This is a genomic window from Pseudomonas sp. B2M1-30, from assembly GCF_025447575.1.
In the GTDB taxonomy this organism is placed as follows: Bacteria; Pseudomonadota; Gammaproteobacteria; order Pseudomonadales; family Pseudomonadaceae; genus Aquipseudomonas; species Aquipseudomonas botevensis.
Genome location: NZ_JAOEJT010000001.1, coordinates 73133 through 97954, shown reverse-complemented (window position 1 = coordinate 97954; position 24822 = coordinate 73133). Strand labels below are relative to the sequence as shown.

The window sequence follows — 24822 nt, the reverse complement described above, 5'->3', positions numbered from 1 at the left end:
AGTCCAACGTTATGTAGTGCGCGCTGCGGCATACTACATGATGAGTTGCGGTTGTGAAAATCAGACTAATTACGTCGTTCTGCGACCCCATGACGCATTGCGGTCACGGTGCGGAACGGGATGTTCTCAAAAAACCATTGGATTGTTCCAGTTAAATATAAAAAGTTGTACACGATTTGTGCATTCATCCGGATCGGCGGTGCCATCATTGGCGAATAACCGTTGAGAACACGTTTGCCCGGGCAGCGTTTGGCCCCGCACCGCACAATCATGCCCCTTGCCTATACTTGCCCTTCTACAACAAAAGTCATGACAAGAGGGCTGCGCCATGAATCACCTCGTACTCACCGCTTTCGCCCCCGACAAGCCGGGACAGGTTGAGCGCATCGCCCAATGCATTGCCGAACATGGCGGCAACTGGCTGGAGAGCCGGATGTCACGGATGGCCGGGCAGTTCGCCGGGATTCTCCGGGTGGGCGTGCCGGCGGAGGCTTACGACGAATTGGTCGATGCCTTACAGGGATTGTCGGTTCATGGCATCCGCGTACTGATTGCCGAAAGCGGCATCGAACAAGCCTGCACCTGGAAGCCGATCGCCATGGAACTGGTGGGCAACGACCGTCCGGGAATTGTGCGCGACATCACCCGATTGCTCAGCGAGCAGGGCGTCAACCTCGAACGGCTGGTGACCGAAGTGCGCCCGGCGCCGATGAGCAGCGAACCGCTGTTTCACGCCGAAGCGATCCTGGCTGTACCGCTGACCCTGTCGCTGGATGTGCTGCAATCGCGTCTGGAAACCCTGGCCGACGACCTGATGGTGGAATTGGTGCTGCGCACAGAGGTTTGAATGACGCACGGGTTATTCAGTTTTAACGTGCATCCGCCTGTGGATAACCTGTAGAGACAACCCGTGAGGCCCCGTCAGGCATGGCTTTGCCGGCATTGATCAAAAAACCGCCAACATTCAGTGACTTGCACACAATCGGCGGGGATCAGGCTGTGGATAACCTTGGGAAGGAAGTGTGCAGGCCACGCGAACCGTGGCCTGTAGAGGTTTGTGCGTTTTTTGATCAGCTGCGCCGGCGCAGACTCATCCAGGCATCGACGCTGTACACCGCCAGACCGGCCCAGATAAACATGAAGGCGATCAGGGTGCTGGAGGACAGGTGTTCATCGAACAGCAGCACCGCCTGCAACAGCACCAGCGTCGGGGCCAGGTATTGCAGGAAGCCCAGGGTGGTGTAGGGCAGGTGCCGCGCGGCAGCGTTGAAGCACACCAGCGGGATCAGCGTGACCGGGCCGGCGGCGACCAGCCACCAGGCTTCGGAGGTGGTCCAGAACGCAGCCTGGGCGCTGGTCGCGGCCGGATTGAGCAGCAGCCATGCAAGGGCGATAGGCACCAGCATCCAGGTTTCCACCACCAGCCCCGGCAGCGCCTTGACCGGCGCCTGTTTGCGGATCAAACCGTAGAAACCGAAGGTCAGCGCCAGCACCAGCGACACCCACGGCAGGCTGCCGACCTGCCACACCTGCTGCGCCACGCCGATGGTCGCCAGCGCCACCGCCAGCCACTGCATGCGTCGCAGGCGTTCGCCGAGAATCAGCATGCCCAGCAGCACGTTGACCAGCGGGTTGATGTAGTAACCCAGGCTCGCTTCGAGCATCCGCCCGTTGTTCACCGACCAGACGTACGTCAGCCAGTTGGCCGCGATCAGAGTACCGCTCAGCGCCAGAATCGCCAGGCGTTTAGGGTTCTGACGCAGCTCGCTCCACCAGCCCGGGTGTTTCCATACCAACAGCAACAGCGCACCGAACAGCGCCGACCACAGCACCCGGTGGATGATGATTTCGACGGCCGGCACTTCGGCGATGGCTTTGAAGTAGAGCGGGAACAGGCCCCAGATGATGTAGGCGCTCAGGCCCAGAATGTACCCGTGACGGGGGTTGGCGGCTTGCATGCAGAATCCTTGCTTAGGCAGCTAACAAAGGAGGGATTGTAAGGAGATTTGTGGACGAATGTCGTAGCTGATGGGTCAGGAATGTGTGAACACGAGACATCCCTGGGAGCCAGGCTTGCCCGCGAAGGCAGGCCCGCTCCCCATCCCGGGGTTCGGGGGGATCAAAAGAGTTTCAGCGGTTCTTCACTCAATGCCGCCAGTTGCTCGCGCAGGGCCAGCACCTGGTCGCCCCAGTAGCGCTCGCTGCCGAACCACGGAAAGCTGTGGGGGAACGCCGGGTCATCCCAGCGTCGCGCCAGCCACGCGCTGTAGTGCATCAGACGCAAGGCGCGCAGCGGTTCGATCAGCGCCAGTTCCCGAGGGTCGAAATCGTGGAATTCGTTGTAGCCGTCCATCAACTCCGACAACTGCCCCAGGCAATCCTGCCGATCGCCGGCGAGCATCATCCAGATGTCCTGCACCGCCGGCCCCATGCGGCAGTCATCGAGGTCGACGATGTGGAACATCTCATCGCGACACATCATGTTGCCGGGGTGGCAGTCGCCATGCATGCGGATGTTCTGGTGCGGCGTCGCGGCGTAGACATCTTCCACGCGCTTGAGCAAATCGCGGGCGACGGACTCATAGGCCGGCAGCAGGCTTTTCGGAATGAAATTGCCTTCGAGCAACGTGGTCAGCGAGTCATGTCCGAAGTTCTTCACCCCCAGCGCTTCGCGATGTTCGAACGGCCGGGTCGCGCCGACCGCGTGCAGACGCCCGAGCAATTGGCCGAGGCGATAAAGCTGGTCGAGATTGCCCGGCTCCGGCGCCCGGCCACCGCGACGGGGAAACAGGGTGAAACGGAAACCGGCGTGCTCATGCAGGGTCTGGTCGTTGTGAACCAGTGGCGCCACCACCGGAATCTCGCACCCGGCCAGTTCGAAGGTGAAGTGGTGTTCTTCCAGAACGGCTTCGTCGGTCCAGCGCTGGGGGCGGTAAAACTTGGCGATCAGCGGTTCGGAGCCTTCAATGCCGACCTGATAGACGCGGTTCTCGTAGCTGTTGAGCGCCAGGATGCGCGCGTCGCTGAGGAAGCCGATGCTTTCGACGGCATCGAGCACGAGGTCTGGGGTGAGGGTTTCAAACGGGTGGGCCATGCTGACTCCTGCGCGCGGCAGGCTGCCGCGTCCGGCCCAGCATGGTAGCGCAGGAGGCGGATGGTGTCTGTGCTGGCGCTTTCGCGGGCAAGCCCGCTCCCACAGGGTTTGTGGTGTTCACAACACTTGTGGGAGCGGGCTCGCCCGCGAAGGCGTTGGATCAGGCGCCGACGATCCCGCCATCCTCACGGGTAATCGCCATTACCGATGACCGTGGCTTGCCGTTCGGCAGATGTTCGGGGAAGGTCGAACCGCCGTTTTCCCCCGGATGCTGAATGCCGACGAACAGGGTCTTCTGATCCGGGGAGAAGCTGATCCCGGTGACCTCGCAACCAATCGGCCCGACCATGAACCGGCGAATCTCGCCGGTCGCCGGATCGGCGCAGAGCATCTGGTTGTTGCCCATCCCGGCGAAGTCCCCGGCGTTGCTCGAATCGCCGTCGGTGAGAATCCACAAGCGTCCGGCCTTGTCGAAGCCCAAGCCGTCGGGGCTGTTGAACATGTTCTGCGGGGTGATGTTGGACGAGCCGCCCTTCGGCGTACCGGCGTGTACGCCGGGGTTGCCGGCAACCACGAACAGGTCCCAGGCGAAGGTTTTCGCCCCGTGATCGTCGCGGTCGGTGCGCCAGCGCAGAATCTGTCCGTAGACGTTTTTCTCGCGTGGGTTGGGGCCGCCCACGGGCTGGCCGTCTTCACCGCGCTTGGCGTTGTTGGTCAGGGTGCAATAGACCTGGCCATCTTTCGGGCTGACCACGATCCATTCCGGACGGTCCATGCGCGTGGCGCCGACCACGCTGGCGGCCAGGCGTGCGTGAATCAGCACCTCGGCCTGATCGGCGAAACCGCTGCTGGCGTCGATGCCGTTCTTGCCGTGGGTCAGTTCGATCCACTGGCCCTGGCCTTTCGGGTGATCGGGGTTGCCGTCACCGGCATCGAACTTCGCCACGTACAGGGTGCCGTGATCGAGCAGATCGCGGTTGGCCTTGGCGTTGCGATGGTTGATGCGATCACGGCTGACGAACTTGTAGATGAACTCGCCGCGCTCGTCGTCGCCCATGTACACCACGGCGCGTCCGTCATCGGTCTCGGCCAGTGCGGCGTTTTCATGCTTGAAGCGACCCAGGGCGGTGCGCTTGACCGGGGTCGATTGCGGGTCGAACGGATCGATTTCCACCACCCAGCCGTGGCGGTTGAGTTCGTTGGGGTTCTTCGCCATGTCGAAGCGCGGGTCGTATGGATGCCAGTTGATTTCGCGGCTGGCGACCGATGCGCCATAGCGTTTCTGCGCGGCATCGAATTGCTGCTGGGCGTTGCTGCTGCCGAAGCAGTCGGTGAAGTTCTCTTCGCAGGTCAGGTAGGTGCCCCACGGCGTCTTGCCGTTGGCGCAGTTCTGGAAGGTGCCGAGGACTTTCCTGCCGTGCTTGTCGGCGCTGGTTTTCATCAGCTCATGGCCGGCGGCCGGACCGCTGATGCGCAGCGGCGAGTTGCCGTGGATGCGGCGGTTGTAGCGCGAGCCCTGGACGAACTGCCACTGGCCATTCTTGCGCTGCACTTCGATCACCGACACGCCTTCGCAGGCCAGGGCCTTGCGCACGTCTTCCGCCGATTGCGGCATGCCGCCGTGGGGATAGAGGTAGCGATAGTTGGTGTATTCGTTGTTGATCGCCATCAGCGCGCGGTTTTTCTCGCCGGGGAATTCGAACAGGCTCATGCCGTCGTTGTTGTCACCGAACTGCGCTTCCTGTGCAGCGGCGGTGCCGTTGCCGCTCGGATCGAACGCCGGGCCGTTCTTGTGCAGCGGCTGGCCCCAACTGATCAGCACCGAAGACTTGTAGCCCTTGGGCAGGCTGATGACGTCGGTGGTCGCGGCGGGAATGCTGTCGAAACCCAGCAGGCGGCTGTTGCCGGCGCTGACGCTGGCGGCCAGCACGCTGCGGCTCAACAGGTTGCCGCCGAGGAACATCGCCGCGCCGCACAGTGCGCCGGCACTGATGAAACCGCGACGGCTCAGGCCGACCATTTTTTCCAGGTCAGTGGATTGGTTTTCTTCTAATAGGCTCACATCAGGCTCCCTGCTTGGTTTTGGCAGTCACCTTAATGAGGGGCGATGAAGTTTTTGTTGCAGGTCGCCGGGTTAAAGCGGGGTGCCGATCAGCACATTGGAGGGCGAGAACTGCACCCGCACCGGTTGCTCGAGGCCCAGGCCATGGCTGCGCAAGTGCAGGGGCTCGGCCAGGGCGCAGAGTATCTGGCCATTGGGCAGGGCGATGCGCACTTCGCTGGGGCCATCCTCGGCGTCGAGAATCGCCTCAATCGTACCGCTCAGAAGATTGTGACCGGATGTTGCAGGCTGCTCGGCGCCCAGCAGCTCAAGCCAGCCGGCCTTGATCAGTGCCATCACTTCCGTGCCCGGCTGCAGTTCCAGATGCACGGTGCTGTCGTGGGTAATCTGCGCGTCGATACACAGGCCTTCGGCCAATTCCAGGCGGATCAGATCGTTGCGGCCCTGGGCCTCGATCGCCACGACGGTGCCGTGCAACTGGTTACGCGCGCTGGTCCTGAGCATCAGCCGGCCGAGCAGATCCAGATCGCTGGCGTCCTCGGCGGCCTCCAGCACCTGCGCCTGCAAGGCTTGCAGCTTCTGATACAGACGCAGCACGCGTTCGCCTTCGCTGGACAACCTGGCGCCGCCGCCGCCCTTGCCGCCGACCGCGCGCTCGACCAGCGGTTTCTGCGCCAGGTTATTCAGCTCATCGATGGCATCCCACGCCGCCTTGTAGCTCAGCCCAGCGCTCTTTGCGGCGCGGGTGATCGAACCCTGTTCGGCAATGTGTTGCAGCAAGGCGATGCGTTGCGGGCGGCGGACGATGTGCTGGGACAACAGGCTGGGCAGGGACATGGATGGACGCTTTGGCTGTGACGATGGAGTGAAGTTGGCGGCTTGCAGGGCGAGAGTCAAGCCGTACGCAGCCACCAGGCGGGGTGCAGGTTTTCAATCAGCATGTGTTGCCCGTTTTTGGCGTGCGCGCCAGGCAATACACATCGACTCGCGCCGCGCCTGCATCGCGCAGCAGTTTCGCCAGGGCATGGGTCGTGGCCCCGGTTGTCAGCACATCGTCGACCAGCGCCAGATGCCGGCCGCGTACCGTTGCTTCGGGCGTGAGGGCGAAGGCGTTCTTGAGATTGCGTTTGCGCGCCCTGGCATTCAGTTCCTGCTGGGCGCTGGTGTCCTGGACTCGCCGCAGCTGATCTTCTTCGCAAGGCAGATCCAGGCGTTTGCCCAGCCAGCGGGCCAGCATCGCCGCCTGGTTGAAGCCGCGCTGGCGCAGCCGTTTGCTCGCCAGCGGGACTGGCAGCAAGGCATCCGGTCGTGGCAGATCTTCGTCGAAGCGATGTTGCAGGTATTGACCGAAAACGTCGGCGAGCAGGTGGCCAAACGGCCATTTGGCATTGTGTTTAAAACGTGTAATCAGACTGTCGAGCGGAAAGCCGTAAAGCCAGGGCACCGCGACCTGCTCGAACGCCGGCGGCTCCAGCAGGCACGCGCCGCAGGTCAGGCCCGCCGCTGGCAGTGGCAAGGCGCAGGTCATACATTGCTCGCCGAGCCAGGGCAGATCGGTTTCGCAGGCCATGCACAGCGGGATTTCAGCGTCTGCCGGTTCATCGCAGAGCAAGCAGTGTTGTACGTTTTTTAAACAGATGTAAACCTGACCTTTGTACTGTGGTTGACAGCGCATGGCTCTTCCTTAAATATGCCGAACATCCGTGTCGTGCCTGTGGGTATTCCGTTCCCCCAGTCGCAAGCCAAGCATAACCAAGGAAACGCCCATGAGCGCCAGCACCTCTGCCACCCTGCGTCACGACTGGTCTTTGGCCGAAGTCAAAGCCCTGTTCGTACAGCCTTTCAACAATTTGCTGTTCCAGGCGCAGACCGTGCACCGCGCGCATTTCGACGCCAACCGCGTCCAGGTTTCCACGCTGCTGTCGATCAAGACCGGTGCCTGCCCGGAAGATTGCAAATACTGTCCGCAGTCCGGCCACTACAACACCGGTCTGGAAAAAGAAAAGCTGATGGAAGTGCAGAAGGTCCTCGAAGAGGCTGCCCGCGCCAAGGCCATCGGTTCGACCCGTTTCTGCATGGGCGCGGCATGGAAACATCCGTCGGCCAAAGACATGCCTTACGTGCTGAAAATGGTTGAAGGCGTGAAGGCCATGGGCCTGGAAACCTGCATGACCCTCGGTCGTCTCGATCAGGAGCAGACCGAAGCGCTGGCCAAGGCCGGCCTCGATTACTACAACCACAACCTCGATACTTCGCCGGAGTTCTACGGCAGCATCATCACCACCCGCACCTACAGCGAGCGCCTGCAAACGCTGGCGTACGTGCGTGATGCGGGGATGAAAATCTGCTCCGGCGGCATCCTCGGCATGGGCGAGTCCCTCGATGACCGCGCCAATCTGCTGATCCAGTTGGCCAACCTGCCGGAGCATCCGGAGTCGGTGCCGATCAACATGCTGGTGAAAGTCGCCGGCACACCGCTGGAAAACGCCGAGGACGTCGACCCGTTCGATTTCATCCGCATGCTCGCCGTGGCGCGGATCCTCATGCCGCAATCCCACGTGCGCCTGTCCGCCGGCCGCGAAGCGATGAACGAGCAGATGCAGGCCCTGGCGTTCTTCGCGGGCGCCAACTCGATTTTCTACGGCGAAAAACTGCTGACCACTGCCAACCCGCAGGCCGACAAGGACATGCAGCTGTTCGCACGCCTGGGCATCCAGCCTGAAGCCCGCGAAGAGCATTCGGACGAAGTGCATCAGGCTGCGATCGAGCAGGCGCTGGTGGAACAGAAGAGCAGCGAGCAGTTCTACAACGCCGCCGTCTGACGCTTGCGCGCATTCCCCTGAAGGAATGTAACCCCTCATGCGGGAGCGGGCTTGCCTGCGAAGGCGGTCTGTCAGTGAAGCTCATGCCGACTGACACGACGCCTTCGCAAGCGCCCGTCCTCGGAGGGAATCGTGTCCCTTGAAAGTCGAGGCCTGCATGTCTTTCGATCTCGCCGCACGCCTTGCTGCCCGTCGTGCCGAAAACCTCTATCGTCAACGCCCGCTGCTCGAGTCCCCGCAGGGGCCGCAAGTGGTGGTCGACGGCCAACCATTGCTCGCGTTTTGCAACAACGATTACCTGGGCCTGGCCAATCACCCGCAAGTGATCGAAGCCTGGCGCGCCGGTGCCGAGCGCTGGGGCGTCGGTGGCGGTGCGTCGCATCTGGTGATCGGCCACAGCGGCCCGCACCACGCGCTGGAAGAAGCCTTGGCCGACCTCACTGGCCGGCCGCGCGCATTGTTGTTCACTACCGGTTACATGGCGAACCTCGGCGCGGTCACGGCGTTGGTCGGGCAGGGCGACACGGTGCTGGAAGACCGTCTCAATCACGCGTCGTTGCTGGATGCGGGGCTGTTGTCCGGGGCGCGTTTCAACCGCTATCTGCACAACGACGCCGAGAGTCTCGCCAAGCGCCTGGAGAAGGCCACCGGCAATACCCTGGTGGTCACCGACGGCGTGTTCAGCATGGACGGCAATCTCGCCGACCTGCCGGCGCTGGCCCGTGAAACCAGGGCCAAAGGCGCGTGGCTGATGGTCGACGACGCCCACGGTTTCGGCCCGTTGGGTGCTAATGGCGGCGGCATCGTCGAGCATTTCGGCCTGAGCCAGGACGATGTGCCGGTACTGGTTGGCACCCTCGGCAAGGCGTTCGGCACGGCAGGGGCATTTGTCGCGGGTAGTGAAGAGTTGATCGAAAGCCTGGTTCAGTTCGCCCGCCCGTACATCTACACCACCAGCCAGCCACCGGCGCTGGCCTGCGCGACCCTGAAAAGCCTCGAACTGCTGCGCAGCGAGCACTGGCGGCGCGAGCATTTGCAGACGTTGATTCGCCAGTTCCGCCACGGCGCCGAGCAGATCGGCCTGCAACTGATGGACAGCTTTACGCCGATCCAGCCGATCCTGATCGGCGATGCCGGGCGCGCCGTGCGTCTGTCGCAGATGCTGCGCGAGCGTGGATTGATGGTCACCGCGATCCGTCCACCGACCGTGCCCGCCGGCAGTGCCCGTTTGCGCGTGACCCTGACCGCTGCCCACAGCGAGGCGCAGGTACAGCTATTGTTAAATGGACTGGCCGATTGCTTTGCCCAACTGTCGTCGGAGCTAAGCCATGCGTGATCGCCTGATTCTGTTGCCCGGCTGGGGCCTCGGAGTGTCGCCGCTGGAACCGTTGGCCGCCGCGCTGCGAGGGCTCGACGAGCATTTGTATGTCGACATCGAGCCGTTGCCGGAACTGGCGTCCGGCGACTTGCAGGATTGGCTCGATGAACTCGACGAGCGCATTCCCCAGGACGTCTGGCTCGCTGGCTGGTCGTTGGGCGGCCTGCTGGCGAGCGAACTCGCGGCCCGTCGCGGCGAGCGCTGCTGTGGTTTGCTGACCCTGGCGAGCAACCCTTCCTTTGTCGCCCATGAGCAATGGCCGAGTGCGATGCCGGGCGAAACCTTCGATGCGTTTCTGGCCGGTTGCAGTGCCGATCCGCGTGCCACCCTCAAACGTTTCTCGCTGTTGTGTGCCCAGGGCGCGCAAGACGCACGCGGTTTGTCGCGACTGTTGCTCGGCGGTGCCCCGAATACTTCGCCGGCGGCGCTGATGGCCGGGCTTGAGCTGCTTGCACAGATCGACACGCGCGAGGCGTTGCAGGGCTTTGGCGGGCCGCAGTTGCACCTGTTCGCCGGGCTGGATGGCCTGGTGCCGGCCGAGGCGGCGGGCGAAGTGTTCGCGTTGTTGGCGGATGTCGAGGTGGGCCTGATCGAACAGGCCAGCCATGCGTTTCTTCTGGAAGACCCCCATGGTGTGGCGGGTGCGATCCAGGCTTTTCTACATGAGTGCGGTGATGACTGATTTGTCTCTTGTCGCGCTGCCCGGCGGCTTGCCTGACAAGCGCCAGGTGGCGGCTTCTTTCTCCCGCGCGGCGGCCAGTTACGACAGCGTCGCCGAATTGCAGCGCGATGTCGGCGAGCAATTGCTGCAGCGTCTGCCAGCGGATTTTCGTCCGACCCGCTGGCTGGATCTGGGGTGCGGCACCGGGTACTTCACCCGGGCGCTGGCTGAGCGTTTTACTGGCGGGCAGGGGCTGGCGCTGGATATCGCCGAAGGCATGCTCAATCACGCGCGGCCGTTGGGCGGCGCGATGCACTTCATTGCCGGGGACGCCGAGCGTCTGCCGTTGCAGGAGGCGACCTGCGACCTGATTTTCTCCAGCCTTGCGGTGCAGTGGTGCGCGGATTTCGAATCGGTGCTCAGCGAAGCGTTTCGCGTGCTGAAACCGGGTGGCGTCTTTGCGTTTGCTAGTCTTTGTGTAGGGACGTTGTATGAATTGCGCGACAGCTGGCGTCAGGTTGATGGCCTGGTTCACGTCAACCGTTTCCGCGAATTCGCGCGTTACGAGCAACTGTGTGCGGACAGCGGCCTGCGCCCGGTTGTCCTGGAAAATCTGCCGCATGTGCTGCATTACCCGGATGTGCGCAGCCTGACCCACGAATTGAAGGCGTTGGGTGCGCACAATCTCAACCCCGGCCGGCCGGGCGGGTTGACCGGACGGGCGCGGATTCTCGGGCTGGTCGAGGCTTACGAGCAGTTTCGTCAGACGGCAGGATTGCCGGCGACTTATCAGGTGGTCTATGCCGTGTTGGAGAAGCCCTTATGAGCGCAGCCTATTTCATTACCGGGACGGACACTGATGTCGGCAAGACCACGGTTGCCGCTGGCCTGTTGCATGCGGCGCGATTGGCCGGTCTGAGCACGGCGGCCGGCAAGCCCGTAGCTTCCGGATGCGTCGTCACCACCAAGGGCCTGCGCAACGCCGATGCGCTGGCGCTGCAGGCCGAGTGTTCATTGCCGCTGACTTATCAACAGGTCAATCCCGTGGCGTTCGAACCGGCCATCGCCCCGCATCTGGCGGCGCGCGAGGCGGGCGTGGCGCTGACGGTGCAATCGCTGCTGGCGCCGATGCGCGAGATTCTGGCGATGAATGCCGATTTCACCCTGATCGAAGGTGCGGGTGGCTGGCGGGTGCCGTTGGCCGATCAGGACAATCTGTCGGATCTGGCGATTGCGTTGAAGCTGCCGGTGATTCTGGTGGTCGGCGTGCGGCTGGGTTGCATCAGTCATGCGCTGCTGACGGCCGAGGCGATTGCCCGTGATGGTCTGCAACTGGCCGGCTGGGTGGCGAACATCATCGATCCGAAGACTTCGCGGCTGGAGGAAAACCTTGCGACGCTGGCCGAGCGGATTCCCGCGCCGTGCCTGGGACGGGTGCCGAAACTCAAGTCCATCAGTGCCGAAGCTGTCGCCGGTCATCTGCAACTGGATCTGCTCGACTGACGCTTCCGAAACAGCTTTTGCCTATGAACAGGCACTGTGCCATTAGTGTTTTTGACGGGTGTTTTTCTGGCGCCTCTGGTTCAATGGCAGCCATTGATCCTTCCCAAGGACGAGAGCTCCCATGGAAATCTCCGGAAACACAGCGTTTTACGCGGGCCTGAGCACCATTCAGACCGGACAGAACCGCGTCGATCAGGCAGCCAGCCAGATCGCCAGCAGCACCATCGAGCGTTCGGTCACCAGCCAGTCGTCCGAGGTTCAGGTCGATCGCCTGCGCAGCGTGGATCGCAGCCAGCAATCGGATCTGGCGAGCAGCGTGGTCGAGATGTCTCAGGGCAAATTCCAGGTCGAACTGGGCGTGAAAGTCGCCAAGGCGTCCGATGAAGTGCTGGGTACGTTGATCGACACCTACGCCTGATTTTCTGTTGCTCCGTATTGCCAGACGCCGCGATTGTTCGCGGCGTTTTTCGTTGTAAGTCCTTCTTCCTCAACTAATCTTTTTTCATTCCCCATGATCCGCCCGGATGCATGTCGCGACACTGTGTCCGGCGTTCGCAAAGTACGATGACGAACGGCAAAAGATCGGCGCTTGACAAGATTTCGGCGTAAACGTATGTTTCAAACAACTGTTTGACCGTCACAACAAATCAACGCGGTCGTTCATTCCCGGTTACATCAGCAGAGGTTTATCGCTATGCCTGACTACAAGGCCCCCTTGCGTGATATTCGCTTCGTTCGTGACGAACTGCTCGGCTACGAAGCTCACTATCAGAGCCTTCCAGGTTGTGAGGACGCCACTCCGGACATGGTTAACGCCATTCTCGAAGAGGGCGCCAAGTTTTGTGAACAGGTACTGGCTCCGCTGAACCGCGTGGGTGACACCGAAGGCTGCACCTGGAGCGAGTCCGGTGTGAAAACCCCGACTGGCTTCAAAGAGGCTTACAAGCAATTCGTCGAAGGCGGCTGGCCAAGCCTGGCCCATGACGTCGAGCACGGCGGCCAGGGCCTGCCGGAGTCGCTGGGTCTGGCTGTCAGCGAAATGGTTGGTGAATCCAACTGGTCGTGGGGCATGTACCCAGGCCTGTCGCACGGCGCGATGAACACCATCTCCGAGCACGGCACCCCAGAGCAGCAAGAAGCCTATCTGACCAAACTGGTCTCCGGTGAGTGGACCGGCACCATGTGCCTGACCGAACCGCACTGCGGCACCGACCTGGGCATGCTGCGCACCAAGGCCGAACCTCAGGCCGACGGTTCCTACAAAGTTTCCGGCACCAAGATCTTCATCTCGGCCGGTGAGCACGACATGGCCGACAACATCGTCCACATCGTACTGGCCCGCCTGCCGGACGCACCTGCCGGCACCAAAGGCATCTCGCTGTTCATCGTTCCGAAATTCATGCCGAACGCTGATGGCACTGTTGGCGCTCGCAACGCCGTGTCCTGCGGTTCGATCGAACACAAGATGGGCATCCACGGCAACGCCACCTGCGTGATGAACTTCGACGGCGCCACCGGTTTCCTGATCGGCCCGGCGAACAAAGGCCTGAACTGCATGTTCACCTTCATGAACACCGCTCGCCTGGGTACTGCGCTGCAAGGTCTGGCCCACGCTGAAATCGGCTTCCAGGGCGGCCTGAAATACGCTCGCGAGCGTCTGCAAATGCGTTCCCTGACTGGCCCGAAAGCGCCGGACAAGGCTGCCGACCCGATCATCGTTCACCCTGACGTACGCCGCATGCTGTTGACCATGAAGGCATTCGCCGAAGGCAACCGTGCGATGGTGTACTTCACCGCCAAGCAGGTCGACATCGTCAAATACGGCGTGGACGAAGAAGAGAAAAAGAAAGCCGACGCACTGCTGGCGTTCATGACGCCGATCGCCAAGGCCTTCATGACCGAAGTCGGTTTCGAATCCGCCAACCACGGCGTGCAGATCTATGGCGGCCACGGCTTCATCGCCGAGTGGGGCATGGAGCAGAACGTTCGCGACAGCCGCATTTCGATGCTGTACGAAGGCACCACCGGTATCCAGGCACTCGACCTGCTGGGCCGTAAAGTGCTGATGACTCAAGGCGAGGCCCTGAAAGGCTTCACCAAGATCGTCCACAAGTTCTGCCAGAGCAACGAAGGCAACGAAGCGGTCAAAGAGTTCGTCGGCCCGCTGGCTGCACTGAACAAAGAGTGGGGCGAGTTGACCATGAAGGTCGGTATGGCTGCCATGAAGGATCGAGAAGAAGTCGGCGCGGCGTCCGTGGATTACCTGATGTACTCCGGTTACGCCTGCCTGGCCTACTTCTGGGCTGACATGGCGCGCCTGGCTGCCGAGAAGCTGGCGGAAGGCACCAGCGAAGCGGCGTTCTACACCGCCAAGCTGCAAACCGCGCGCTTCTACTTCCAGCGCATCCTGCCGCGTACCCGTACTCACGTGGCCACCATGCTGTCGGGTGCCAACAACCTGATGGACATCAAGGAAGAAGACTTCGCGCTGGGCTACTAAGCCTTAACGCAGTCTCATGAAAACCGCTGCTCCTTCGGGGGCAGCGGTTTTTTTTGCGCGTTTTTCCCCGATATCGGGGACGGTTCCCCGCACTTCGGGGACGCGTCTTACTGCGGGATGCCGCATTTATTGATTCCAAATGTTTCGAAATGGGATGGCAAATTAATTGCACCGCGCCCGTTAACCGGCGCTGACGAAAACTGTCCTGCTCAAAGAAGCATCACGCCCGGCTACTTAACAACAACAGTCAGGGTGAAGCTCATGAACATCAATCGACTCGTTCGTTTGACCTTCTGGTTACCCATCGCGTTATCTGCCCACAGTGCGATGGCCGCCACTCCCGGCGAAGTGGATCCTCCGGTGCCGGAGATCCCCAGCCTGCAATCGTTGCGCGGCATGGTTCCGCCCGATCCGTCGGGCACCGAGGGCGGACGCAAGGTCGACCTGATGACCGACTACGTACTCAACCGCTCCGCCGCGATCCTGCTGGGCAAGGCGCTGTTCTGGGACATGGAGGTCGGCAGTGATGGCGCCACCGCTTGCGCGTCCTGCCATTACCACGCCGGCGTCGACCACCGCATCACTAACCAGCTCAACCCCGGCCAGGCCCACACCAATGCCAACGTCGCGTCGATCTTCAACAAGCCGTTTGTAGCGTCCGACATCCCTGGCGACGTCGCGACGTACGCAACGCTGTCCGGTGGCAAGGGCGGCCCGAACTACACGCTGAAGAAAACCGACTTCCCGACCCATGTGCTGAGCAATCCGCTGGAGCGCAACTCGCCCATCGTCTATTCGACCGACGACGTGGTCGGTTCCCAGGGCGTGTTCGACGCTAACTTCGTCAAACCCAATCAGCCGCGATTCGACAAGTGCACCCAGCAACCGGACGGGATTTTCCAGGTGGGCGGCATCAACGTCCGGCGCAGTACCGGGCGCAATGCGCCGTCAGTGATAAACGCGGCGTTCAACGTGCGCAATTTCTGGGACGGACGGGCCAACAACGTGTTCAACGGCTTCTCGCCGTTCGGCAATCGCGATCCGGACGCCGGGATCTACGTGACCAGTGAGCGCAGCACCGTCGCCACCAAAGTCCGGCTGGCGCTCAACGATGCTTCCGCCGCGTCCCAGGCTGTAGGCCCGCCCGGCAGCGCGGTGGAAATGTCCTGCGGCGGTCGCACGTTCGCTGACATCGGCCGACGCATGCTCGATCAACTGATGCTCAAGCAACAGCGCATCTCCTCCACCGACTCGGTGCTCGCTTCGGTGTCCGGCGCGCGGCGTCCGACTTACCGCGAGCTGATCAAGAACGCCTTCCAGCCACGCCTGTGGAACGCCACGCAAAACGTCCTGGTGGGCGGCGCGCCGTACACCCAGATGGAAGCCAACTTCCCGTTGTTCTTCGGCCTGGCGATTCAGATGTACGAATCCACGCTGGTGTCCGATCAGGCGCCGATCGATGCCTACCTGCAAGGCGATCACACGGCCATGAACGCCCAGCAGGTGCAGGGCATGGACCTGTTCCTCAACAAGGGCAAATGCGTGAACTGCCATGGCGGGCCGGAGCTGACCAACGCCGCCAGCCGCTTGCTGATGCATCCGCGTGAGCGCATCGAGCGGATGGTCATGGCGGACAACCTGACCACCCTCTACGACAACGGCTTCTACAACACCGGCGTGCGTCCGACCTCGGAAGACCTGGCGCTTGGCGGCAACGATGCCTGGGGCAATCCGTGGTCGTTTACCCGTCAATTCAACAAAGTGTTGCAGGGCGGCAATATTCCCGACCCGCTGGATGTCGATGTCTGCACCTTCGAAGCGCCCTTGAGCGCGGCGATTCCCTGCGATGCGACACTCAAGCCGAATGTCGACTTCCGCGATTCGGTCGACGGTGCGTTCAAGACCCCGACCCTGCGCAACATCGCGTTGACCGGTCCGTACTTCCACAACGGCAGCCGCGCCACGCTCAAACAGGTCATGGAGTTCTACAACCGTGGCGGCGACCGGCGCGGCGAGGACGCCAACAACACCAGTGGCTTCGAGCATCCGGCGGTGAACCAGCACAACACCTCCAACCTCGATCCGGACATGACCGCGCTGAACCTGACCCCCGAGGAGATCGACGCGCTGGTGAAATTCATGGAGATCGGCCTGACTGATCCGCGCGTGGCCTGGGAACGGGCGCCGTTCGATCATCCGTCGCTGGTGATCCCGCAGGGGCACATCGGTGACGAGAACGCGGTGACCCAGCGCCCGGCCAGTCCGAAAGTCACCACTCGCCAGGCGATGGATGCTTCGCTCAATCTCAAGCCGTACGGTGCCGAAGGAAGGCGTCCGGAAGAGGGGCCTTTGCTGCCGTTCTACAACGATCTCTGAGGGAAAAAGCCACCCTGGCCACTATTTGTGGTGGCCAGGGTGAAAGTTTCATCTTCGCGAGGGCAAAAAACCTTGTTTCGTGCCTCAGAAACTCGGGTTTTCTGCCGTTAAAGAGACTGCCTGTGATCTGGATCACATTGTGTGTGCTTAACTGGCCGCATTGCAGGCACAATGCCATCTCTTTGATATGACGGGTCGGAGCTTTACCCTTGCCGCGTTCTTCTGCTGTACGTTTCAGCCATTTCCTACCTTCACTGCTGTTGTTGCTCGCGGGGTTGGCGGCTGCGTACGTCAAAGACCTCAACGTGTTCTTCACTTCTCTGTTTAACGTACTGCCGACTCTGGTGCTGTTGCTGGGCGGTGCCTACTGCGCGGTTTACCGGCGTCAGCGCGAACTGTTTCTGATGCTGACGGTGTACATCGCCTACTTTCTGCTCGATACCCAGACCGACTATTACCGCGACAACGGCAAGGTGCGCGAAGACGCGGCAGTGGTGTTCCACCTGGTCTGTCTGTTGCTGCCGTTATTGTTCGGCCTGTTCGCCGCGTGGCAGGAGCGCACGCATCTGTTCCAGGACATGGTGGCGCGCTTCGCCGTGCTGCTGGCCTTCGGCAGCGTGGCGCTGGGGCTTGAGCAAAGTTACCCGCAGGCGCTGTTGATGTGGCTCTCGGAAATCCGCTGGCCGGCGCTGCACGGCGCGTGGATGAGCCTGATCCAGTTGTCCTACCCGGTGTTCCTCTCGGCGTTTGTGTTGCTGGCCTGGCAATACTGGCGCAACCCGCGTCCGCTGCATGCGGCGCAGCTGGTGGGGTTGCTCGGGGTGTTCTGGATGCTGCCGAAAACCTTCATCCTGCCGTTTACCCTGAACATCATGTGCAGCCAGGTGATGCTGATGATCGCTGCCGCCGTGGCGCATGAGGCGTATCAAATGGCCTTCCGCGACGAGCTCACCGGCCTGCCGGGGCGCCGCGCGCTCAACGAACGCATGCAGCGGCTGGGCCGCAACTATGTGCTGGCCATGAGTGACGTCGATCACTTCAAGAAATTCAACGACACCCACGGCCACGATGTGGGCGACCAAGTGCTGCGTCTGGTTGCCAGCAAGCTCTCGAAAATCAGCGGCGGTGGTAGGGCATATCGCTACGGTGGTGAGGAATTCGCCCTGGTGTTTGCAGGCAAAACCCTCGAGGAGTGTATGCCGCACCTGGAAGTGATCCGCGAGTCGATTGCCTCCTACAACATTCAACTGCGCAACCAGGAAAATCGCCCCCAGGACGATCAGCAGGGGCGTCAGCGCCGAGGCGGCTCCGGTGCTTCAAGCGTGTCGGTCACGGTCAGTATCGGCGTCGCCGAACGGCTGGAGCAGCGCACCCCCGAAGAAGTGCTCAAGTCGGCTGACCAGGCGCTCTACAGTGCCAAGGGCGCGGGGCGCAACTGTGTGATGGCGTTCGGGCAGAACCGGCGTGGCGCGGTGCGCATGGACGGCGCTGCGGGTTGAGTGATGACGGCGCATTCAGCGTCTGGACAGTGATTGTAGGGGCGTGGTGGCCGGCAGTAGGTTTCAGACATCTGCTGACGGAGAAGCACCATGCCCGAGTACAAAGCCCCCCTGCGCGACATGCGCTTTCTGATCGACCACGTCTTCGACTTCCACACCAGCTACGCCGCCCTTGGCGCCCATGACGCCAGCCCGGACATGATCAGCGCGATCCTCGACGAGGGCGCGAAGTTCTGTGAGAACGTTCTGGCGCCGCTCAATCGCAGCGGTGACGAAGAGGGCTGCCATTTCGACAACGGTGTGGTGACAACGCCTGCGGGCTTCAAGCAAGCCTTCGCACAATACGTCGAGGGCGGCTGGCACGGTCTGGCGGCGGATCCGGCATACGGCGGCCAGGGCTTGCCGAGTTCGCTGGGGCTGGTGATCAGTGAAATGGTCGGCTCCAGCAACACTTCCTGGGGCATGTATCCGGGCCTGACCCACGGTGCGATGTCGGCGATTCACGCCCATGGCACCGAAGAACAGAAAAACACCTATCTGAGCAAACTCACCGCCGGCCAGTGGACCGGCACCATGTGCCTGACCGAAGCCCACTGCGGCACCGATCTGGGCATCATCAAGACCCGCGCCGTGCCCCGGGCCGATGGCAGCTATGCGGTGACCGGCAGCAAGATTTTCATCTCGGCCGGCGAGCACGACATGAGCGACAACATCATCCACTTGGTGTTGGCGAAACTGCCTGATGCGCCGGCCGGGACCAAGGGCATTTCCCTGTTCATCGTGCCGAAATTCCTGCCCGATGCAGCAGGTGAGGCGGGTGAACGCAACGGCGTTTCCTGCGGCTCGATCGAGCACAAGATGGGCATCAAGGCGTCGGCCACCTGCGTGCTCAACTTCGATGGCGCCACAGGCTTCCTGATCGGGGAGCCGAACAAGGGCCTGAACTGCATGTTCACCATGATGAACCACGCGCGCCTCGGCACCGGCATGCAGGGGCTGTGTCTGGGCGAAGCGAGTTTCCAGGGCGCGATCAAGTACGCCAACGACCGCTTGCAGATGCGCGCCCTGACCGGCGCCAAGGCTCCGGACAAACCGGCTGACCCGATCATCGTCCACCCGGACGTGCGCCGGATGCTGCTGACCATGAAAGCCTTCAACGAAGGCAACCGCGCGCTGACGTACTTCACCGCGCAGATGCTCGATGTCGCCCACCTGAGCGCGGATGCCGAGGCACGTCAGGAGGCCGAAGACCTGTTGGCGTTCCTCACGCCGATCTGCAAGGCCTTCATGACCGACACCGGGCTGGAGGTGACCAACCACGGCATGCAGGTGTTCGGCGGCCATGGTTTCATCCGCGAGTGGGGCATGGAACAACTGGTGCGAGATTGCCGGATCGCACCGATCTACGAGGGCACCAACGGCATTCAGGCGCTGGACCTGCTCGGGCGCAAAGTGCTCGGCAGCCAGGGCAAGCTGCTGCGCAACTTCACCAAAATCGTCCACAAGTTCTGCGCGGCCAACGCCGGGCACCCACAGTTGGGCGCGTTCGTGACGCAACTCGATGGCCTCAACCAGCAATGGGGCGAGCTGACCATGAAGGTCGGCATGGCGGCGATGAAAAATCCGGATGAGGTCGGCGCCGCGTCAGTGGATTACCTGATGTACAGCGGCTATATCGTTCTTGGTTATCTGTGGCTGCGCATGGCGCTGGTGGCGCAGGCCAAGTTGGAAACGGATGAGGGCGACGCTGATTTCTGCCGGGGCAAACTGGTGACTTGCGAGTTCTACTTCAAGCGGCTGCTGCCGAGGACGGCGGCGCATCGGTCTGCGATCGAGGCGGGGAGTGATTGCCTGATGAAGTTGCCCGCCGAACTGTTCGCGGTTTAGGAAAAAGTAAAAGATCGCAGCCAGCATCGGCGCCTGCAGGAACATGAATTCCTTTGCAGGCGTCGGTGCTGGCTGCGATCTTTTTCTAGTGACCAAAAATAACAAAACAGTCACTGGTTGACCCTATGTGTCGCAAAAGTTGTTGGGTTACACTCCGGCTCAACGAAATCACCCTTCACGAATCACCTGTTTAGATCTTGCGAGGTTTGCCATGGCTGACTACAAAGCGCCGCTGCGCGATATGCGCTTCGTCCTCAACGAAGTATTCGAAGTCGCCAAACTCTGGGCCGAGTTGCCCGCTCTGGCAGAGACCGTCGATGCCGAAACCGTCGAAGCCATTCTCGAAGAGGCCGGCAAGGTCACCAGCAAAAGCATCGCGCCCCTGAGCCGTGCGGCTGACGAAGAAGGTTGCCACTGGGCCGAAGGTGCCGTCACCACGCCGGCCGGTTTCCCACAGGCCTATCAGACTTATGCCGAAGGCGGCTGGGTCGGCGTTGGCGGTGATCCGGCTTACGGTGGCATGGGCATGCCCAAGGCGGTGTCGGCCCAGGTCGAGGAAATGGTCAACTCCGCCAGCCTGGCCTTCGGTCTGTACCCGATGCTGACCGCCGGTGCCTGCCTGTCGATCAACGCCCACGCCAGCGAAGAGCTGAAAGCCGCGTACCTGCCGAACATGTATGCCGGGATCTGGGCCGGCTCGATGTGCCTGACCGAACCGCACGCCGGCACCGACCTGGGGATCATTCGCACCAAGGCCGAACCTCAGGCCGACGGCTCCTACAAGGTCAGCGGCACCAAGATCTTCATCACCGGCGGCGAACACGACCTGACCGAAAACATCATCCACCTGGTTCTGGCAAAACTGCCGGACGCACCGGCGGGGCCGAAGGGCATTTCGCTGTTCCTGGTGCCGAAGTTCCTGGTCAACGCCGATGGCAGCCTGGGCGCGCGTAACCCGGCGAACTGCGGTTCGATCGAGCACAAAATGGGTATCCAGGCGTCCGCCACCTGCGTGATGAACTTCGACGAGGCCGAAGGTTATCTGGTCGGCGAGCCGAACAAAGGCCTGGCGGCGATGTTCACCATGATGAACTACGAGCGTCTGGGCGTCGGTATCCAAGGGCTGGCGACCGGCGAGCGCTCCTATCAGAACGCTGTTGAATACGCCCGCGACCGTCTGCAGAGCCGTTCGCCGACGGGGGCGCAGAACAAGGACAAGGTCGCCGATCCGATCATCGTTCATCCGGACGTGCGCCGGATGCTGCTGACCATGAAAGCCTCCAACGAAGGTGGCCGGGCGTTCTCCACTTACGTGGCGATGCAACTCGACACCGCCAAGTTCAGCGAAGACGCGGCGACTCGCAAGCGTGCCGAGGACCTGGTTGCGCTGCTGACCCCGGTGGCCAAGGCGTTCCTGACCGACCTCGGCCTGGAAACCACTGTTCACGGCCAGCAGATTTTCGGTGGCCACGGCTACATTCGTGAGTGGGGCCAGGAACAACTGGTGCGCGATGTGCGCATTACCCAGATCTACGAAGGCACCAATGGCATTCAGGCGCTGGACCTGGTGGGCCGCAAGATCGTCGGCAGCGGCGGCGCGTTCTACAAACTGTTCGCCGACGAGATCCGCCACTTCACCGCCACCGCCAGCGCCGATCTGGGCGAGTTCACTCAGCCGCTGAATGCTGCCGTCGACACCCTCGACGAGTTGACCGCATGGCTGCTGGATCGGGCGAAAGCCAACCCGAACGAGATCGGCGCGGCGTCGGTCGAGTACCTGCAAGCGTTCGGCTACACCGCTTACGCCTACATGTGGGCGTTGATGGCCAAGGCTTCGCTGGGCAAGGAGGCGCAGGACGATTTCTACGCGAGCAAACTCGGCACCGCGCGGTTCTATTTCGCCCGTCTGCTGCCGCGAATCCACTCGCTGAGCGCGTCGGTCAAGGCCGGTAGCGAGTCGCTGTTCCTACTGGATGCCGCGCAGTTTTGAGAATGTAACGTCATGTAAGCAATCTCTTACATGACGTGCTGCTGTTCTCCCATAGGCGCAGATTGGATCCAGAGCTAATCTACTTTCCATGGACGTCGCGCAGGAAGCGCAAAGCAACAACACGGACACGTAGGGATTCTGCCAGGGTGGCGGAGTGAAATGGATGTCAGGGAAACAGTCTGCAAAACCCCGCTTCGGCGGGGTTTTCTTATGCCTGCAGAAAAGTGTTCAGCTCAAGGCGTCCAGCGGCGGCGCGCCTTTCAGCGGTTTGGCCTCACGTTGCATCACCTCTTCCAGCAAGGTTCGCAGCAGGGCCAGAGACGCCTGCTGGCGTTGTACATCGCGACATACCAGCCCGACTTTCAGCGGCACCCGGGGTTCGCTCAGCGGTTTCCAGAGCAATTCCTGATCGTCGTACTCCTTTTGCGAGCGACCGGGCAGCACCGTCGCCAGGCGCGTGTGCGGCAGGCTGTCGAGAATCCCCACCATATTGTTCAGTTCTGCCTGCACTTGCGGGCGACGACCAAGGTTGGCGAGTTGTGCCTGCCAGATCTGCCGGATCTGAAACTCCTCGCCCAGTAGCAACATCGGCAGTTCGGCAGCCTGGCTCATCGAGACTTTCTTGAATTCCCGCAATGGATGATCCGCCGGGATGACCAGCGTCAGTTCATCTTCGTACAGCATCACGCCGTGCAGCCCCGGCTGGCGCGGTGGCAGATAACTGATACCGATATCCAGGGAACCGTTGAGCAGGCGCCGTTCGATTTCCAGCCCCGTCAACTCGTAGATCTGCACCACCAGATGCGGCTGGGCCTTGCGCACCCGTTCGAGCAGCTGCGGCACCAGGCTGGTGTGGACCGTTTGCAGCACCCCGATCGCCAGCGTGCGCAGAGCCTGGCCCTTGAAGTTGCCCAGGGCTTCCCGCGCCCGTTGCATGCCATCGAGCAATGGCAGCGCGTGGTTGTACAAAGTATGAGCGGCGAGGGTCGGCAGCAGGCGTTTGCTGCTGCGTTCGAACAGGGTGACGTCGAGGTTTTGCTCGAGTTGGCGGATCTGCTGGGACAGCGCCGGCTGAGAGATCGACAGGCGTTCGGCGGCGCGCCCGACATGACCTTCTTCGTAGACCGCGACGAAATAACGCAGTTGTTTGAAATCCATAAGTAATGCTTATCGAAAATGCTGATAAATCGAAATGGCCCGAGGCCGTTATGAGGCCTAGTCTAACCGCATTCACGAGGCTTGCAGGGCCGGAAGGGGCGATGATCAGCGTTTGTTTCGAAAGCGTTTACATAGGCAGTTCAAAACATCTCGAACGAGGTGTTTTTCAATGAATCTGTTCAGTCTGCGGCGTCCTGCGCCGAGCCTCGATGATCTGGCGTTCGAAACCGTCGAAGCGGATAGCGGCGACAGCCTGAGTGCTGAGCGTCTGATGCCGAGTGTCGAACGTCCGCAACAGGTTTTCGTCCGGGGCCAGGGTTCCTGGCTGTGGGACAGCAATGACCGCGCCTATCTGGACTTTTCCCAGGCGGGCGGTGCCAACAGCCTCGGCCACAGCCCCTCGGCGCTGGTCAAGGCGATCGCCAGTCAGGCCCAGGCCCTGATCAATCCCGGTTTCAATCTGCACAATCGCGGCATGCTCAGTCTGGCCGAGCGCCTGTGCGCCAGCACCGCCAGCGATCAAGCCTATCTGCTCAACAGCGGCAGCGAAGCCTGCGAAGCGGCGATCAAACTGGCGCGCAAATGGGGCCAACTGCATCGCGGCGGTGCCTCGCGGATCATCGTTGCCAGACAAGGCTGTCACGGCCGTAGTCTGGCGACGATCTCGGCGTCGGACAGTTCCAACCTGCACAATCGCTTCGCACCGTTGCTGCCGGGTTTCGATCTGGTGCCCTTCAATGATCTGCCGGCGCTGCATGCCGCCGTGGATGCGCAGACTGTGGCAATCATGCTCGAACCGATCCAGAGCGACGCCGGGGTGATTCCTGCAACCGAGCGTTACCTCAAAGGTGTTGAGCGTCTGTGCCGTGAGTTGGGGATTCTGCTGATACTCGATGAAGTGCAGACCGGTATTGGCCGCTGCGGCAATCTGCTCGCCGAACAGTCCTACGGCGTACGGGCCGATATCGTCGTACTCGGCAAGGGGCTGGGCGGTGGCGTGCCGCTGGCGGCGCTGCTGGCGCGGGGCAAAGCCTGCTGCTTCGTGCCCGGCGAACTCGGTGGTACACACCATGGCAATGCCTTGATGACCGCCGCCGGCCTGGTGGTGCTCGACTCCGTGCAGGATCGCGCCTTCCTTGAGCAAGTGCGGGAAAACGGCCAGCACCTGCGCGAAGGGCTGTCACGCCTGGCCCATCGTTACGGTCACGGCGAACTGCGCGGCCAGGGGCTGTTCTGGGGACTGACGCTGTCGGACGATTCCGCCGACGCCGTCGTCAATGCCGCGCTGCACGAAGGCCTGCTGCTCAACGCGCCACAAGCCGACTGCCTGCGCTTCACCCCGGCACTCACCGTCAGCAAGGCCAACATCGACGAAATGCTCCTGCGCCTGGCCCGCGCCTTCTCCCGAGTGCGCACCGCACAACTGCAATGCCGCAAAGGGATTGCCGTCTGATCCGAAGTTTCCTACCCGAATTCAAGAACCGTCTCGCGGTATAACGCACGCCCCACGCCTGATTCTTTTGGCGTGGGGCGTTTTTTTGTGTTGGAGACGGGCAAACAAATGCACTGAACCCTGACAAACGGCACTGGTCAATCAGCTTGTATGGCTCAGTCGAGCCAACCCCCAATCAGGAGCTGCCCCATGGACTTTATCCGCATCATCATCGCCATTCTGTTGCCGCCGCTGGGTGTGTTTCTGCAGGTCGGGTTCGGCGGGGCGTTCTGGCTGAATATTCTGCTGACGTTGTGCGGTTACATTCCCGGGATCGTGCATGCGGTGTACATCATTGCCAAGCGTTGAGTCTGCCGGGGTCTGACAGCTCACTGTCGCGAGCAAGCACCCATTGTGGGAGCGGGCTTGCTCGCGAAAGAGGCGCCGCGGTTTCGAAGAC

At 61.8% G+C, this 24822-nt stretch carries 20 protein-coding genes; 14 read left to right on the top strand and 6 right to left on the bottom strand.

Annotated elements, in window-relative coordinates; genetic code table 11:
- Positions 1 to 328: 328 nt before the first annotated feature.
- Positions 329 to 847, top strand: a complete 519-nt coding sequence (locus N8H74_RS00425) for a glycine cleavage system protein R (RefSeq protein ID WP_217829547.1) — start codon at positions 329 to 331, stop codon at positions 845 to 847.
- A 223-nt stretch (positions 848 to 1070) separates the two neighbouring features.
- On the opposite strand, the gene rarD is transcribed toward N8H74_RS00425, so the two are convergent.
- The 5 genes from rarD to N8H74_RS00400 all read right to left on the bottom strand — a co-directional run bounded on the left by rarD (position 1071) and on the right by N8H74_RS00400 (position 6831).
- Complete coding sequence (gene rarD / locus N8H74_RS00420; protein WP_217829548.1) at positions 1071 to 1958, bottom strand: EamA family transporter RarD; 888 nt, start codon at positions 1956 to 1958, stop codon at positions 1071 to 1073.
- 161 nt (positions 1959 to 2119) lie between these two features.
- Entirely contained in the window at positions 2120 to 3094 is a 975-nt protein-coding gene (locus N8H74_RS00415) for a serine/threonine protein kinase (protein WP_262145797.1), read from the bottom strand.
- Positions 3095 to 3254: 160 nt separating this feature from the next.
- Complete coding sequence (locus N8H74_RS00410; RefSeq protein ID WP_262145796.1) at positions 3255 to 5156, bottom strand: PhoX family phosphatase; 1902 nt, start codon at positions 5154 to 5156, stop codon at positions 3255 to 3257.
- Positions 5157 to 5228: 72 nt separating this feature from the next.
- Positions 5229 to 5993 (bottom strand): TOBE domain-containing protein, encoded by a 765-nt coding sequence (locus tag N8H74_RS00405; protein WP_262145795.1) that lies wholly within the window; start codon positions 5991 to 5993, stop codon positions 5229 to 5231.
- A gap of 97 nt (positions 5994 to 6090) precedes the next feature.
- The gene (locus tag N8H74_RS00400; RefSeq protein ID WP_262145794.1) at positions 6091 to 6831 is read right to left on the bottom strand and encodes a ComF family protein; all 741 of its coding nucleotides are present in this window, start codon (positions 6829 to 6831) and stop codon (positions 6091 to 6093) included.
- A 91-nt stretch (positions 6832 to 6922) separates the two neighbouring features.
- On the opposite strand from N8H74_RS00400, the gene bioB reads away from it, so the two are divergent.
- From bioB to N8H74_RS00345, 11 genes are all read left to right on the top strand, one after another.
- Positions 6923 to 7978, top strand: coding sequence for a biotin synthase BioB (gene bioB / locus N8H74_RS00395; protein WP_262145793.1), 1056 nt, complete (start codon positions 6923 to 6925; stop codon positions 7976 to 7978).
- 157 nt (positions 7979 to 8135) lie between these two features.
- Complete coding sequence (bioF, locus tag N8H74_RS00390; protein WP_262145792.1) at positions 8136 to 9314, top strand: 8-amino-7-oxononanoate synthase; 1179 nt, start codon at positions 8136 to 8138, stop codon at positions 9312 to 9314.
- A complete protein-coding gene (locus N8H74_RS00385; protein WP_217829555.1) occupies positions 9307 to 10038 on the top strand; it encodes an alpha/beta fold hydrolase in 732 nt (243 codons plus the stop codon). The genes bioF and N8H74_RS00385 overlap by 8 nt, the downstream gene beginning before the upstream one ends.
- A complete protein-coding gene (gene bioC, locus N8H74_RS00380; protein WP_217829556.1) occupies positions 10031 to 10843 on the top strand; it encodes a malonyl-ACP O-methyltransferase BioC in 813 nt (270 codons plus the stop codon). Before N8H74_RS00385 ends, bioC begins: the two co-directional genes overlap by 8 nt.
- On the top strand, positions 10840 to 11520 hold the full coding sequence (bioD, locus tag N8H74_RS00375; protein ID WP_217829557.1) for a dethiobiotin synthase: 681 nt from the start codon (positions 10840 to 10842) through the stop codon (positions 11518 to 11520). The genes bioC and bioD overlap by 4 nt, the downstream gene beginning before the upstream one ends.
- 121 nt (positions 11521 to 11641) lie before the next feature.
- Positions 11642 to 11938, top strand: a complete 297-nt coding sequence (locus tag N8H74_RS00370) for a pyrroloquinoline quinone biosynthesis protein PqqE (RefSeq protein ID WP_217829558.1) — start codon at positions 11642 to 11644, stop codon at positions 11936 to 11938.
- A 276-nt stretch (positions 11939 to 12214) separates the two neighbouring features.
- Entirely contained in the window at positions 12215 to 14020 is a 1806-nt protein-coding gene (locus N8H74_RS00365) for a phenylacyl-CoA dehydrogenase (protein ID WP_217829559.1), read from the top strand.
- Between the two features lie 261 nt (positions 14021 to 14281).
- Positions 14282 to 16396 carry a cytochrome c peroxidase gene (locus tag N8H74_RS00360; RefSeq protein ID WP_262145791.1) on the top strand — a complete coding sequence of 705 codons (2115 nt, stop codon included), beginning with the start codon at positions 14282 to 14284 and terminating at the stop codon, positions 16394 to 16396.
- 209 nt (positions 16397 to 16605) lie between these two features.
- Positions 16606 to 17895, top strand: a complete 1290-nt coding sequence (locus N8H74_RS00355; protein ID WP_217829561.1) for a GGDEF domain-containing protein — start codon at positions 16606 to 16608, stop codon at positions 17893 to 17895.
- A gap of 90 nt (positions 17896 to 17985) precedes the next feature.
- Positions 17986 to 19782 (top strand): acyl-CoA dehydrogenase C-terminal domain-containing protein, encoded by a 1797-nt coding sequence (locus N8H74_RS00350; RefSeq protein ID WP_262145790.1) that lies wholly within the window; start codon positions 17986 to 17988, stop codon positions 19780 to 19782.
- 211 nt (positions 19783 to 19993) lie between these two features.
- Complete coding sequence (locus N8H74_RS00345; protein WP_217829563.1) at positions 19994 to 21772, top strand: acyl-CoA dehydrogenase C-terminal domain-containing protein; 1779 nt, start codon at positions 19994 to 19996, stop codon at positions 21770 to 21772.
- Between the two features lie 228 nt (positions 21773 to 22000).
- Here the strand turns inward: N8H74_RS00345 and N8H74_RS00340 are convergent, their stop codons facing one another.
- Positions 22001 to 22930, bottom strand: a complete 930-nt coding sequence (locus tag N8H74_RS00340; RefSeq protein WP_262145789.1) for a LysR family transcriptional regulator — start codon at positions 22928 to 22930, stop codon at positions 22001 to 22003.
- A gap of 169 nt (positions 22931 to 23099) precedes the next feature.
- On the opposite strand from N8H74_RS00340, the gene N8H74_RS00335 reads away from it, so the two are divergent.
- Both N8H74_RS00335 and N8H74_RS00330 read left to right on the top strand, forming a co-directional pair.
- Positions 23100 to 24383, top strand: a complete 1284-nt coding sequence (locus N8H74_RS00335; protein ID WP_262145788.1) for an aminotransferase class III-fold pyridoxal phosphate-dependent enzyme — start codon at positions 23100 to 23102, stop codon at positions 24381 to 24383.
- Positions 24384 to 24572: 189 nt separating this feature from the next.
- Positions 24573 to 24731 (top strand): YqaE/Pmp3 family membrane protein, encoded by a 159-nt coding sequence (locus tag N8H74_RS00330; RefSeq protein WP_003228885.1) that lies wholly within the window; start codon positions 24573 to 24575, stop codon positions 24729 to 24731.
- The last annotated feature ends 91 nt before the right edge of the window (positions 24732 to 24822 follow it).